Origin of the sequence: Bradyrhizobium sp. McL0616 (assembly GCF_049993385.1) — a bacterium.
GTDB lineage: Bacteria > Pseudomonadota > Alphaproteobacteria > Rhizobiales > Xanthobacteraceae > Bradyrhizobium.
On sequence record NZ_CP188255.1, the window covers coordinates 910864 to 924033 of the forward strand.

Annotated in this window: 9 protein-coding genes and 1 pseudogene; 5 read left to right on the forward strand and 5 right to left on the reverse strand. The window is 63.6% G+C overall.

Annotated elements, in window-relative coordinates; genetic code table 11:
• Positions 1 to 186 precede the first annotated feature (186 nt).
• Positions 187 to 960: a ferredoxin--NADP reductase gene (locus tag ACPPVR_RS04405; RefSeq protein WP_426613045.1), complete on the forward strand. Its 774-nt coding sequence runs from the start codon at positions 187 to 189 to the stop codon at positions 958 to 960.
• Between the two features lie 38 nt (positions 961 to 998).
• On the opposite strand, the pseudogene ACPPVR_RS04410 reads toward ACPPVR_RS04405, so the two are convergent.
• Positions 999 to 1985, reverse strand: a pseudogene (locus ACPPVR_RS04410) (IS30 family transposase); the annotation flags it as partial.
• 336 nt (positions 1986 to 2321) lie between these two features.
• Between ACPPVR_RS04410 and ACPPVR_RS04415 the strand changes: the two are divergent.
• From ACPPVR_RS04415 to ACPPVR_RS04425, 3 genes are all read left to right on the forward strand, one after another.
• Complete coding sequence (locus ACPPVR_RS04415; RefSeq protein WP_426613046.1) at positions 2322 to 3200, forward strand: patatin-like phospholipase family protein; 879 nt, start codon at positions 2322 to 2324, stop codon at positions 3198 to 3200.
• 226 nt (positions 3201 to 3426) lie between these two features.
• A complete protein-coding gene (locus ACPPVR_RS04420) occupies positions 3427 to 5052 on the forward strand; it encodes an FMN-binding glutamate synthase family protein (RefSeq protein ID WP_426613047.1) in 1626 nt (541 codons plus the stop codon).
• Positions 5053 to 5159: 107 nt separating this feature from the next.
• Positions 5160 to 5399 carry a PilZ domain-containing protein gene (locus tag ACPPVR_RS04425; RefSeq protein ID WP_426613048.1) on the forward strand — a complete coding sequence of 80 codons (240 nt, stop codon included), beginning with the start codon at positions 5160 to 5162 and terminating at the stop codon, positions 5397 to 5399.
• 44 nt (positions 5400 to 5443) lie between these two features.
• On the opposite strand, the gene ACPPVR_RS04430 is transcribed toward ACPPVR_RS04425, so the two are convergent.
• On the reverse strand, positions 5444 to 6736 hold the full coding sequence (locus ACPPVR_RS04430; protein WP_426613049.1) for a hemolysin family protein: 1293 nt from the start codon (positions 6734 to 6736) through the stop codon (positions 5444 to 5446).
• A gap of 227 nt (positions 6737 to 6963) precedes the next feature.
• On the opposite strand from ACPPVR_RS04430, the gene ACPPVR_RS04435 reads away from it, so the two are divergent.
• On the forward strand, positions 6964 to 7695 hold the full coding sequence (locus ACPPVR_RS04435) for a sulfite exporter TauE/SafE family protein (RefSeq protein ID WP_426613050.1): 732 nt from the start codon (positions 6964 to 6966) through the stop codon (positions 7693 to 7695).
• Positions 7696 to 7750: 55 nt separating this feature from the next.
• On the opposite strand, the gene ACPPVR_RS04440 is transcribed toward ACPPVR_RS04435, so the two are convergent.
• The 3 genes from ACPPVR_RS04440 to ACPPVR_RS04450 are packed head-to-tail and all read right to left on the reverse strand — an operon-like array spanning position 7751 to position 12861.
• Positions 7751 to 9064 carry an AAA-associated domain-containing protein gene (locus ACPPVR_RS04440; protein WP_426613051.1) on the reverse strand — a complete coding sequence of 438 codons (1314 nt, stop codon included), beginning with the start codon at positions 9062 to 9064 and terminating at the stop codon, positions 7751 to 7753.
• A 13-nt stretch (positions 9065 to 9077) separates the two neighbouring features.
• Positions 9078 to 10811: an ABC transporter permease gene (locus tag ACPPVR_RS04445; RefSeq protein ID WP_426613052.1), complete on the reverse strand. Its 1734-nt coding sequence runs from the start codon at positions 10809 to 10811 to the stop codon at positions 9078 to 9080.
• Positions 10812 to 10854: 43 nt separating this feature from the next.
• Positions 10855 to 12861, reverse strand: a complete 2007-nt coding sequence (locus ACPPVR_RS04450) for a carbohydrate porin (protein ID WP_426613053.1) — start codon at positions 12859 to 12861, stop codon at positions 10855 to 10857.
• Between the last annotated feature and the right edge of the window lie 309 nt (positions 12862 to 13170).

The window sequence follows — 13170 nt, forward strand, 5'->3', positions numbered from 1 at the left end:
CCAATTCCGTCGCAAATGCCGGTTTGATCGGCATCAATTGCATCCCAAACGAGGTTGATTATTGGCCTCAATGGCGTAGATCACAGCCAAGAAATCCTCCGCCATGACAAGTGGTGTTCGCCTCGCGTTCAGGGGCCGGGCAACGCTGTTGTTCTAAAACCGCAAATATTCGGAATATCGAAAATCATGAGCGCGTTTTACCGAGAGAAGGTTCTTTCCGTCCAGCACTGGACCGACACGCTGTTCAGCTTCCGCGCCACGCGCGATTCCGGCTTCCGCTTCCAGAACGGCCAGTTCGCAATGATCGGCCTCGAGATCGAGGGCCGGCCCCTGCTGCGCGCCTACAGCATGGCGAGCGCCAATCACGAGGAAGAGCTCGAGTTTTTCTCGATCAAGGTTCAGGACGGCCCGCTGACCTCGCGCCTCCAGAAAATCAAGGAAGGCGACACCATTCTGGTCGGCCGCAAGGCGACCGGCACGCTGATCACCGACAACCTCATTCCGGGCAAGCGGCTGATGCTGCTCTCGACCGGCACCGGTCTCGCCCCGTTCGCGAGCCTGATCAAGGACCCCGAGGTCTACGACCAGTTCGACACCATCGTGCTTGTGCATGGCTGCCGCCAGGTCTCCGAGCTCGCCTATGGCGAGAAGCTCGTCGCGAACTTGCGCGAGGACGAGCTGTTTGGGGAGCTGCTCGCGGACAAGCTGGTGTATTATCCGACCGTGACCCGCGAGCCGTTCCGCAATCGCGGTCGTATCACCGACCTCATCAGCTCCGAGCAGATCTTCAACGACATCGGCCAGGGCCCGCTCAACATCGAGACCGACCGCGTCATGATGTGCGGCAGCCCGGCGATGCTCGAAGAGCTGAAAGTGATGTTCGAAGGTCGCGATTTCATCGAGGGCTCCGGCAACAAGCCTGGCCATTTCGTGATCGAGAAGGCGTTCGTCGAGCGGTGATTGCGGTCGTCTAACCGTCGTCCCGGCGAAGGCCGGGAGGTGGATTCACACTCGAAGTGCAACGCTTGGGAGAAAGCCTCTGCCGGGGTTCTGAAGTCAAGGCATTTGCGCGGGGTGTTGTTGTAGGCGGCGATAGACTGACGGAAGCGGCGGATTGGGAGCTTTGGGAGGTCAGTCTTGCGAGGGATGAAGCGGCGCAAGCGGCCGAAGGCATTCTCGATGCCGCCCTTTTGCCAGGGCGCGTGGGGGTCGCAGAAGAAGGTCTTCATCAAGAGGCTCTGCAAGGAAAGGTGAGCAGCGAACTCGGTGCCGTTGTCGAAGGTGACGGTGCGGCGCAGCGCCTGCGGGATCGCTTTGAACAGGCGCACGAGACGGCTGGCGATGCCGGAGGCGAGCTTGCTTTCGATGGGGACTGCGAGCAGCAGGCGCGAGCTACGCTCGTGGACGGCCAGGATGGCCTGACGGTATTTGGAAAACATCATCAGGTCGGCCTCCCAGTGGCCGGGAACGCTGCGATCGGCGGCCTCGATCGGTCGTTGGGCCAAGGAAACACGGCCTTCAATGAAGCTTGCCGGGCTCCCGCCGCGCTTGCCCCGACGGCCACGTTTGCTCTTGCCGCGAGGCAGATAGCGCCGCCATTTGAAGTCCGTGGTGCGCGTAATCTAGGCGTAGATGAAGCGGTAGATGCTCTCGTAGGAGATCACCTTGCGCCCACGTTCGCGGGCAAGTCGGCCGGCGACCTGTTCAGGCGACCATCCGCGGCTCAAGCCTGCCAGGACTTCGCGGCGCAGGCCGGCATCGCGCTCGAGGCGAGAGCCCTTCCAGCGCCGCGCACGCGTCTGTTGCTGGGCGTAACTTGGCTTGTAGCCGACCTGGCGGCCTCGATTACGGTTCAGTTCCCGACAGACCGTTGATGGCGAGCGATCCAGAGCTGCCGCGATTTGCCCGATCGAGCTGCCATTGGCTGAAAGGCGGGCAATCTCGCATCGATCGTCAACGGAGAGCTGTTTGTAAGTCCGACCCATGGCAACACTCCCAGTTGGAAGTGTTGCACTTCGTTTGTGAACTCAGGGGACCCATACCGCGGAATCTATCGATCGCGGCAAGTGGAAGTACCGAACGACGAGTCTTCGCTAAACTGCTCCCTGTGGTTATGGGTCCCGGCCCCCGGTGCGCAATTGCGCACTAGGCCGGGACGACACTGTTGATGTGTCCGCATCTCGCCTCACACGCACATCACCACCCCTCACCATCCTCCCCCGACTTTGTTATTGGCGCCGCTCGCGCCCCCCTTGTTATAACCTCGCTGCGAAATCTCGCGCCGATGTTGCGATGCGAGAGGTGGGGGAGCTGCGCACATTTTGTCTGCGATCGACCATGGTCGTCCGCCAAACCCGACCGCCTTCGTGCTGGCGGGCGGCGGCAGTTTCGGGGCGGTCCAGGTCGGCATGATGCATGCGCTGGCCAAGCACGGGGTTGTCGCCGACCTCGTGGTCGGCTCCAGCGTCGGTGCGATCAACGGCGCCTATTATGCGGGCGATCCCTCGCTCAAGGGCGTGCTCGGGCTGGAAGCGATCTGGCGCAGCCTGAAACGCCATGACGTGTTCCCGGTCACATGGAAAACCCTGCTTGGCTTCATGTGGCGGCGGGATTTCCTGATCCCCCATGACGGAATCCGCAAGCTCATCGAGGATCATCTGCCATACCGCAACCTCCAGGATGCCCAGCTTCCCCTGCACATCGTCACCACCGATTTCGTCTCCGGCGAAAGCGTGGTGCTGTCGGACGGCTCGGCCGTGGAGGCGATCCTGGCGTCCACCGCGATTCCCGGCGCCTTTGCGCCGGTTCGCTACCGGAATCTCTTCCTCGCCGACGGCGCGATCTCCTCGAACACTCCGGTCCGCGTTGCGGTTCACAAGGGCGCAAAGAAGCTGATCGTGCTGCCGGCCGGGCACGCCTGTGCGGTCGAGAGCCCCCCGGTCGGTGCGGTTGCCAATGCCCTGCATGCGCTGACGCTGCTGACCGCCCGGCAGTTGGTGGCCGAGCTCGAAGGGCTCGCTCCCGACATCGAATATGTCGTGGTGCCGCCGCTCTGCCCGATGGTGGGTTCGCCTTACGATTTCTCGCGCACCGGCGAACATATCGAGCGCGCGGTCGTGAGCACGGATGCCTGGCTGGCGCAGGGTGGCCTCGAGCAGCACGGTGTGATTCCGCACGAGGCGCAGCTGCATAGTCACTAATTTGGTAACTGATTTGTCATTTCATTGAATCTATTGCACTGCGAAAGCGCGGGCCCGGACGGATTGATTTGCGATGTGCGGATTCAGTAGCCTGAAGCCAAGCCGCGTCATATCCATAGATATGGCGCGGGCGTATCATACCCCGTCAGTCTGACGAGAGGATGTGACCGTGGCCCACGATAACAAGATGCACAATCAACCCAGGGGCCCCCTCGAAGAGGGGATCATGGAAACCCTGCTCCTGCCGTTCTCGCCGCGCTTCATCATCCTGACGATCTGTGCGGTCGTCACCGCGCTGTTGATCGGTATCGGCATTGCCGATCGTAAGATATTCGACATCCTGATCATTCCGATCGTGATCTTCGGCGGGCTGACTGTGCTCGGCGTCCGCGATCTCATGCAGAAGGGCCATGCGGTCCTGCGCAACTACCCGATCTCGGCGCATATCCGCTTCCTGCTCGAAGAAATCCGCCCTGAGATGCGGCAGTATTTCTTCGAGAGCGAGAAGGACGGCATGCCGTTCTCGCGCGATATCCGCGCGGTGGTCTACCAGCGCGCCAAGATGCAGCTCGACAAGCGTCCGTTCGGCACCCAGGAAGACGTCTACCGCGATGGTTATGAGTGGATGCATCACTCGGTGTCGCCGAAGGCGCATGCCGAGGAGAGATTTCGCGTCACCATCGGCGGGCCGGACTGCGCAAAGCCCTATTCGGCCTCGGTGTTCAACATCTCGGCCATGAGCTTTGGCGCGCTCAGCCCGAACGCGGTGCGCGCGCTGAATGCCGGCGCCAAGAAGGGCGGCTTCGCCCATGACACCGGCGAGGGCGGTGTCAGCCCCTATCATCGCGAGATGGGTGGCGACATCATCTGGGAGATCGGCTCCGGCTATTTCGGTTGCCGTCACCTCGACGGCAGCTTCGATCCGGACGCGTTCGCGCGGGTCGCTGCCCAAGACCAGATCAAGATGGTCGAGCTCAAGATCAGCCAGGGCGCCAAGCCCGGCCATGGCGGCGTGCTGCCGGCGGCGAAGGTCTCGGAGGAGATTTCCAAGATCCGCGGCGTTTCGATGGGTGAGGACTGCATCTCGCCGGCCTCGCACCGCGCCTTCTCCACGCCCACCGGCATGATGCAGTTCATCGCCGAGATGCGAAGGCTCTCCGGCGGCAAGCCGGCCGGCTTCAAGCTGTGCATCGGTCACCCCTGGGAGTTTCTGGCGATCTGCAAGGCGATGCTTCAGACCGGCATCTATCCGGACTTCATCGTGGTCGACGGCAATGAGGGCGGCACAGGCGCCGCACCGCTCGAGTTCATGGACCACCTCGGCATGCCGATGCGTGAGGGCGTCAATTTCGTCCACAACGCGCTGATCGGCATCAACGCGCGCGACCGCATCAGGATCGGCGCGTCCGGCAAGATCGCGACCGCATTCGACATGGCGCGTGCGATGGCGATCGGCGCGGACTGGTGCAATTCGGCGCGCGGCTTCATGTTCTCGCTCGGCTGCATCCAGTCGCTGAGCTGCCACACCGACCGCTGCCCGACCGGGGTCGCGACCCAGGATCCGACCCGGGCCCGTGCGCTCTACGTGCCGCTCAAGATCGACCGCGTGCACAATTATCACCACGCCACGCTGCACTCGCTGACCGAGCTGATCGCCGCGGCCGGTCTCGAACATCCGCAGCAGCTGCGCCCGATCCACTTCAGCCAACGGACGTCGACGACCCAGGTGCGATCCTTCGCACAGCTCTATCCGGCGCTGCGCCCGGGGGAGCTGATCGAAGGCACGGAAGACCCGCGCTTCCGCGATGCATGGCGGATGGCGCAGGCGGAGACGTTCCAGCCGGTGCTGTAAAGTGCCTGTCGACCGGATGATGCCGCCGTGTCCTCCGGCGGCGGAAATTCACTGGGGGCAGGGTAGAGCTTTAACGTCTGTGTCAGCTTCGGGTGTAAATTGGCGCCATGGACGAGCGTCGCGACAAATCCAGGCACCGTGTGCTGAAAGCCGGAACCATCGAGTTCGGCGGCGGCGCGATCGACTGCACCGTCCGCAATTTCTCGAACACCGGCGCCGCCCTCGACGTCTCCAGCCCCGTCGGCATCGCCGAGCATTTCACCCTGTCGATCAAGGCCGACGGAGCGCATTTGCCCTGCTCCGTGGTCTGGCGCAAGGAAAGGCGGATCGGGGTGAGGTTGGGGTGAGGGGTCTGCGGTCGCCCGCGCTCACAACGCACGCCGCCGCCGGCTCACTCCGCTTGCTCACTCCGCTTGGTCGCCAGGATCTTGTCGATCCTGCGCCCATCCAGATCGACCACCTCGATATGCCAGCCGCGGAAATCGAAGGCGTCGCCGACGTTGGGCAGCACGTTGAATTGTTGCAGCACGAGGCCCGCCACCGTGTGGTAGCGGTGCGGTGGCAGCTCGATGCCGAGCAGATCGCCGAATTCGTCGACCGGCATCCAGCCTGAGACGAGCAGCGAGGAGTCCGCGCGCTTGACGTAGGCCAGCTCCGGCGGGCCTTCCTCGGAGTGGAAGGCGCCGACAATCGATTCCAGAATGTCAGCCGTCGTCACGATGCCTTCGAAGGCGCCGTACTCGTCATAGACGAAACCGACATGAACCGGCGCGGCCTTGAGGATCGCGAGCACGTCGCGGGCATCCGCTGATGCCGGGATGCTCGGCGCTTCGCGGACAAGCGCCCGCAGATCCGGCGTGCGGTCGTTCATATACGCGACCAGCAGGTCCTTGGCCTGGAGCACGCCGATCGGCTTGTCGCGATCACCGTTCGAGGCGGGAAAGCGCGAATGCGGGCTCTTTGCGATGATGGCTTGAATGGTTTCCGGAGCGTCGCTCAAATCGATCTCGTTGACCTCCGTGCGCGGCGTCATGATCGCGCCGACCGGCCGGTCGCCAAGCCGCATGACGCCCGCGATCATCTCCTTTTCGCCCGACTCCAGCACGCCCGCGCTTTCGGCCTCGCTGACGAGATGATGGATCTCGTCCTCCGACACCTTCTCCTCGGCCTTGCCGCCGCGGCCAAGCAGCGCGAGGATCAGCTTGCCGGAGAGATCGAGCAGGAAGACGAGCGGCAGCGAGATCTTCGCAAGCACGTCCAACGCGGGGGCGACCTTGACCGCGATGCTTTCGGGATCGCGCAGCGCGACTTGCTTTGGCACCAGCTCGCCGACGATCAGCGTCGCATAGGTGATGAGCGTGACGACGATGCCGACGCCGACGACGTCGGCAATGCCGGCCGAGAGACCAAGCTCGACCAGCCATTGCGTCAGGCGCTGTCCGAGCGTCGCGCCGGAGAACGCGCCCGAGAGCACGCCGACCAGCGTGATCCCGATCTGCACCGTCGAGAGGAATCTTCCGGGATCGGCGGCAAGCAGCAGCGCGCGCTCGGCGCCGCGCACGCCCTTGGCGGCGAGCAGCGACAGCCGCGCCGGGCGTGACGAGACCACGGCCAGCTCCGACATGGACAGCAGGCCATTAATGAGGATCAAGACGACAACGATGATAAGTTCGACGGACAACATTTTGCGCAGGGGGAGGGATATGCGGGCCGGCGGACGCCGGAGCGAACCTCTTATATATGAACTCCCAGCGTATATTGCCTGTTCCGACCAAATTGTCGCACCGCGTCAGGGGAGGGCCATTGTAGAGGGAACCAACTTCTCCTAAGCTTGCAGTCCGGGGATGTCGCAGCCTTCCCGTCAAGTGGTGTTCCCACGCAAGCGCTGCTCGCTGATTTATGGAGCGAGCAATGGACGGGATCGCAATCGAGCTTCCGCTTTTTCTGTTAGCCACCTTCGCCGGCGCGTTCGTCGCGGGCCTGTCCGGCTTTGCCTTCGGCCTGGTCGCAGCATCGTTGTGGCTCTATGTGCTGACGCCGCTCCAGAGCGCCAGCCTGATCGTCGGCTTCGGCCTTCTGGTGCAGGGCTACTCGGTCTGGAAGTTGCGCGCCGCAATCGATTGGCGCCGGCTGTGGCCCTTCATGATCGGCGCCGTTGCGGGCGTGCCTGTCGGGGTGGCGCTTCTGACCTGGGCCGATCCGAAGAGCGTCCGCATCGCGGTTGGGGCGATCCTGATCGCCTACAGCCTTTATGCGTTGCTCCGGCCGAAGCTCAAGGTCGCGGCCGCCGTGCCTCCCGCCGCCGATATCGCGGTGGGGTTCGTCAACGGTCTGCTCGGCGGGTTGACCGGCCTTGCCGGCATCATCATCACCATCTGGTGCAATTTGCGCGGCCTGCCGAAGGACCTTCAGCGTGCCACGTTCCAGCCCGTTGCGGTCGTTGTGTTTGTCATGGCCGCGCTCATGCTGGGCGCCAGGGGATCGTTCACGGTTGAGACGGCCAAGCTGTTCGCGCTCGGCCTGCCGTTCCTGTTTGCCGGGACCTGGCTGGGGCTAAAACTGTTTGGCCGGATCGACGAGGGCACGTTCCGCAAAATCGTGCTCGCGCTGCTATGCGTCTCGGGCGTTGCGCTGCTGTTCTGAGCCGCTTAATCCAGAGCGCGGCGCGCGCTTTGCCCGGTTCCAGCCAAAGCCAGGCTCAAGCAATTTCGCCGGGGTTTTCCAGGCTGAAGGTCTCGGACTGCTCGTCATAGGCGAACAGCTCGGCATAGCGGCCCCAGGACACGACGGTCTTCAGCGTCTCGTCGGCATAGTCCTCGGACATGTAATCTTCGAGCTCGTTGCGGAACCGTGCCGCGGGCGCGGTATGCGAGGGGCGTTCGTCGAGCACGCGGCGGATCAATCCCATCACCGGCACGTAAGTGACGAGATGTTCGGCGAACATCCTCTTGCGCGCATCGGTCTCGAGATGGGCGAAGCGCTTTCCTGCGTCGGTGAGCATCAGATCGCCTTCGCTGAGCTGCGCAAAGCGCAGCAGCTGAAGGGACTCGCCGAGATGAAGGATTTCGTCGGCTTCGAACTGGAGCTGGCTTGCAAGCACGGGCAGATCGGCATGCCCGTGATAGGGCGGCGCGGCCAGCGTCTCGATCAGGCCGGACAGCACGTTGGACGAGACGTGATGCAGGGTCATGCCGATCCCGGTGCCGGGAATGCCCTCGATCGAAGGCGCCTTCGGCTCGGCGCGCTGGGTCATACGGGCACAGATGTTGTCGACGAGCTGACGGAAATACGGATCGAGTCGGTTGCGCGGATGGGGCAGCTCGACCTTGATATCGGTGGCGACGCGGCCGGGATTGGACGAGAACACCAGGATGCGATCGCACATCAGGACCGCCTCCTCGATGTTATGCGTCACCATCAACACGGATTTAATCGGCAGCCGGCCCTCGATCCAGAGGTCGATCAGATCGGTGCGCAGCGTCTCGGCGGTGAGCACGTCGAGCGCCGAGAAGGGCTCGTCCATCAGCAGGAGATCCGGATGCACCACCAGCGCACGGGCGAAGCCGACGCGCTGGCGCATGCCGCCCGACAGCTCCTTGGGAAAGGCGGACTCAAAGCCGTCGAGGCCGATCAGGTCGATCGCGGCGAGTGCGCGCTTGCGCCGCTCGGCGGATTCGATACCGAGTGCCTCCAGCCCGAGCTCGACGTTCTGGAGCACCGTCAACCAGGGAAACAGTGCAAACGACTGGAACACCATGGCAACGCCGTTCGGCGGGCCGACGATGGCCTCGCCGCGGCAGGTCGCGCTGCCAGAGGAGGGCGTGACGAGGCCGGCGATGATCCGCAGCAAGGTGGACTTGCCTGAGCCGGAGCGGCCGAGCAGACCGACGATCTCGCCGGAGCGGATCGTGAGGTCGACCTTTTCAAGCACCAGGAGCTGTTCGCCGCTGCCCTTGGGAAAGGACCGGCAGACGCCGCGGATATCGACGAGAGCGGAGGGTTGGTCGAGCATGATGATCTCCTCATCAACCGAGACGCAGGCGGCGTTCGCCAAAGGCGTAGAGCGGTCGCCAAACCAGACGATTGAACAACGTTACCAGGATGCACATCGTGGCGATGCCGAGCACGACGCGCGGGAAATCGCCGGCCTCCGTCGCACTGGCGATATAGGCGCCGAGCCCGGTGGCATTGAGGTGCGTGTCGCCCCAGCTCGCCACCTCCGCCACGATCGAGGCGTTCCACGAGCCGCCGGACGCCGTGATCGCGCCGGTGATGTAATAGGGGAAGATGCCAGGCAGGATCACCTTGGTCCACCAGCGCCATCCCCCGAGGTGGAAGCTGCCCGCCGCTTCCCTCAGGTCGGTCGGAAAGGCGCTGGCGCCGGCGATGACGTTGAACAGAATGTACCATTGCGTGCCGAGGATCATCAGCGGGCTGAGCCAGACATTGGCGTTCAGCTTGAAGCGGACGATCGCGACCACGAACAAGGGAAAGGCGAGGTTGGCCGGGAAGGCCGCCAGAAACTGTGCCAGCGGCTGGATCCGCTCGGCGAGTTTCGGGCGCAGCCCGATCCAGACGCCGATCGGCACCCAGATCAGCGTGGCGAGGCTGATCAGGATGATGACGCGCAACAGCGTGATCAGCCCGTCGCGGATCGCAACGAGGACGTCGGGCAGTCCGAGACTGGCCGAGAGATAGCGATAGGTCAGCCAGGCGGCATAGGCCGTGCCTGCGAGGATGAAAGCAAGCCAAACCCCGTCGATCAGTCGTGACGGCTGGCTTTTGCCGTTCGCCGATGGCCGCAGTTTTGGCAGCGAGATGCGCAAATTCGAGACCGCGCGGTTGATGGCAGAAAACGGCAGCGTCACGGCACGCAGAGCCCTGGTCCGACGAAACAGGTCGGGCATCCACGAGGTCGGTGGGTTACCGGAAGCCGTCTGTTCGAACCGGAATTTGTCAGCCCAGGCGATGATGGGTCGGAACAGCAATTGATCATAGGCGATGATGACGAGCAGCATCGCCAGGATGGCGTAGATGATCGCCGGCAAATCCTGCTGCTGGATTGCCAGCGCGACATAGGAGCCGACGCCCGGCAAGGTCACCGTGGTGTTGCCGACGGTGATCGCCTCCGAGGCGACCACGAAGAACCATCCGCCCGACATCGACATCATTGCGTTCCAGATCAGTCCCGGCATCGCGAAGGGCACGTCGAGCCGCCAGAAGCGCTGCCAGCCGGACAGATGAAAGCTCTGGGTGGCCTCTTCCAGGTCCTTCGGCACGTTCCGCATCGACTGGTACATGCTGAAAGTCATGTTCCAGGCCTGGCTCGTGAAGATCGCGAACACCGAGGCGAGCTCGGCGCCGAGCACCTGGTTCGGAAACAGATTCATGAAAAAGACGACGGTGAAGGTGAGGAAGCCCAGGATCGGCACCGACTGGAGAATGTCCAGCACCGGGATCATGACCATCTCGGCGCGCCGGCTCTTGGCGGCGATCGCCGCGTAGATGAAGGTGAAGACAGTCGAGCAAACGATCGCAAGCAGCATCCGCAAGACGGTGCGCAGCGCGTAGAGCGGCAGATGCGCCGGATCGAGCGAGACCGGCGTGCGTTCAAGCTCGGACAGGGGTGCGACGGTCTGCTCGCCGCCATAGACGATCAGCACCATGGCGCCGATCACCAGAACCAGTGCGACCACATCCCAGACATTGGGGCTGAGCGCCCGGCCGATCGCGGCCGTGCGGCTATCTCTCGGCTTCATGGGCCCGCCCTCGGGCTAGAGAATCTTGAACCAGAATCTTGGGCTAGAACTCGGCGTGCAGGCGGCCTGAGAAGATCGAGACCGGCCCACGGTCGGCGTTATAGGCCGGGTTTGTGATCAATTGATAGTCGGCGGTGAGGGTGACGCCCTTGACCACCGAATAGGCGTAGTAGGCTTCGAGGATGCGCTCGGTGCGATAGTTGAGCTGGCCGTCACCGATCAGGAGACCGAAGCCGCCGGCGGCGAGGAAGTCGCGATGCGCGGCCGACAGGCCGTTGATGGCGCCGCCGACGCCGATGGTGTCGTCCGGGCGCCCCCAGCGACTGCCCTTGATCGACAGGCCGCTGGAGAGACTGCGGTCGATGTCGGTGAATGAAAGAATCTGGTTCTGGCCGTCGTTCCAGCTTGCGCGCGCGAACAGTCCGACGTCGCCCACGATCTGCTGCTCGAGATTGACGTAGAAGCCGTATTTGAGCCGGTCGCGCTGGGTCGCGTTGGCGATGGCGTTGATGTCGAGCGCCGGATTCGCAGCGGCCAGGTCAATCACCTCGCGATAGTTGGCGGTGTTGCCGCTATTGGCGAAGACGCCGACGCGCAGCTTGCCGGGCTGCTCGAAGATCGCATGACGCTCCTCGAACTCGACCACCGTGCCGCCGGTCTTGAAGGTGAGTACGTCGCTGTTGGGTGCGGACGGCACCTGGAACACGCCGGCGCGGATCGCCCAATCCTTGCGGTTGAGTTCGACCACGCCGCCGCGGGTATAGCCGGGCAGGTCGGCGGGGAAGTCGTACGCGGCCGATGACCACATCGCCCAGTTCATGAAGTCGGCGCGCGGGTCCTTTGCGTAGGAGTTGCCGTCGAAGAAGTCGCCGACGGCAAAGCGGCCGACAATCAGCGTGACACGGTCGATGTCGCGCTTGCCGGCAAGCTGGTTCGGCGCGTCGTCGACCGCTTCCTGCTCGCCGCCGAGCCCAAACGTCTGCTTGAAATAGTAGCGCTGCGCCCGGATCTTCGGGAATGCCGCGCCGGCCTTCTGCGCTTCGCCGTTGGAGAAGCCGGCCAGTCCGAGCGTGCCGTTGAGGCCAAAGCCCTGCGCGAGCTCGGGGTTGAAATAGAACTCACCGCCGTCCCAGAGTCTCGCACCCAGGAACGCCGTCGTCGTCCACGTCGCCTGAAACTGGCCGCTGCCGGGCAAGCTCAATGGACTCGCATAGGGCGAGTGGATCGGCCCATAGCCCTGCGGCAGTACCGTCGTCTGGGCGTGGACGTTCCAGTCGCCGGAGTCAGGGAGCCTGGGTTTTCCATTGACCGCCGGCATCCATGGCGTGTCGCCGAACTGATAGTTCAGGCCGATCTTGAACAGATGGATGCGCGGATCGACGTTGACGCTGCCGAGGCCAAAGCCGCTGAGATCGTAAGTCCGGCGCGACAGGTCGACATATTCGTATTCCGCCTTGGCGGTCCAGTTGCCGCTAACGGCGTATTCGAGGCCTAACCCTGCGGTCCACCCGGCCTGGTAGTGGCCAACCGGGAAAACTTCTGTGACGCCGTCGCCATCATTGATGTTGATATGTGTATGCCCCCAGGCGAAGCCGCCGGTGACATAGGGCATGAACCGGTCGAAGGCATAACCGACGCGGCCGCGCACGGTGCCGACATAGTCGATCGTGGTGTTGAAGGGCACCGGTGAGCGCGCGAGCGCCGGACCGTCCAGCGGTCCGGTGAACGTCGAATCCGCTTCGATGCCGAGCACGACGCGGTTGGAAAGCTGTCGGTTGTAGCCGAGCTGATAGCCGCCGGTGAGCCCGGTAGCGCTGTGCGGCAGGACGACGCCTTGCTCTGGTAGCGGATTGGTGCCGGGCCCGAAGCCCGCATCGCCATAGCCGAAATGGCCGCCGACATAGAAGCCGGTCCAGTCGTAGACGGTTCTCGCGGCACGTGCCTTCAGCGGCAGGTCGGCAGCAAAGCTCGCATCCGGCAGGATCAGCACGCCGACGGCGATTGCCGCCGCCGTCCGCAACAACTGGTGTCGGTGCCCTTTCAACGTCAAAACGCACGCCCCCAAGACGCGAATGTACCCAGCCGCCCCGACATCCCTGCCGATTCGCGGCGCTCCTGTCATCAGGTTCCGGTTAGTCGCCTGGTCCGGCGAGATGATCCCGACGCGACGCGATTTCGTCCCAAGTCCCTGCGGTCGTTGCGAACCTTATTGCTAATAATTCGCAATAGCAACTAATGCAGGATTTCGCAGGTGATGGTTCGCACCGTTATGTGACGAGACTGCAACAAATTCCCGGGGGGCCAAAATGGATGACCCCGCCCGGGGGGACAGCCGGGCGGGGTCGGGGGCACGACACGG

Bases quoted from the DNA above. Each gene is read 5' to 3' on its own strand.
- ACPPVR_RS04405 (WP_426613045.1), top strand. From the start codon at position 187: ATGAGCGCGTTTTACCGAGAGAAGGTTCTTTCCGTCCAGCACTGGACC.
- ACPPVR_RS04420 (WP_426613047.1), top strand. From the start codon at position 3,427: ATGGAAACCCTGCTCCTGCCGTTCTCGCCGCGCTTCATCATCCTGACG.
- ACPPVR_RS04425 (WP_426613048.1), top strand. From the start codon at position 5,160: ATGGACGAGCGTCGCGACAAATCCAGGCACCGTGTGCTGAAAGCCGGA.
- ACPPVR_RS04430 (WP_426613049.1), bottom strand. From the start codon at position 6,736: ATGTTGTCCGTCGAACTTATCATCGTTGTCGTCTTGATCCTCATTAAT.
- ACPPVR_RS04435 (WP_426613050.1), top strand. From the start codon at position 6,964: ATGGACGGGATCGCAATCGAGCTTCCGCTTTTTCTGTTAGCCACCTTC.
- ACPPVR_RS04440 (WP_426613051.1), bottom strand. From the start codon at position 9,064: ATGCTCGACCAACCCTCCGCTCTCGTCGATATCCGCGGCGTCTGCCGG.
- ACPPVR_RS04445 (WP_426613052.1), bottom strand. From the start codon at position 10,811: ATGAAGCCGAGAGATAGCCGCACGGCCGCGATCGGCCGGGCGCTCAGC.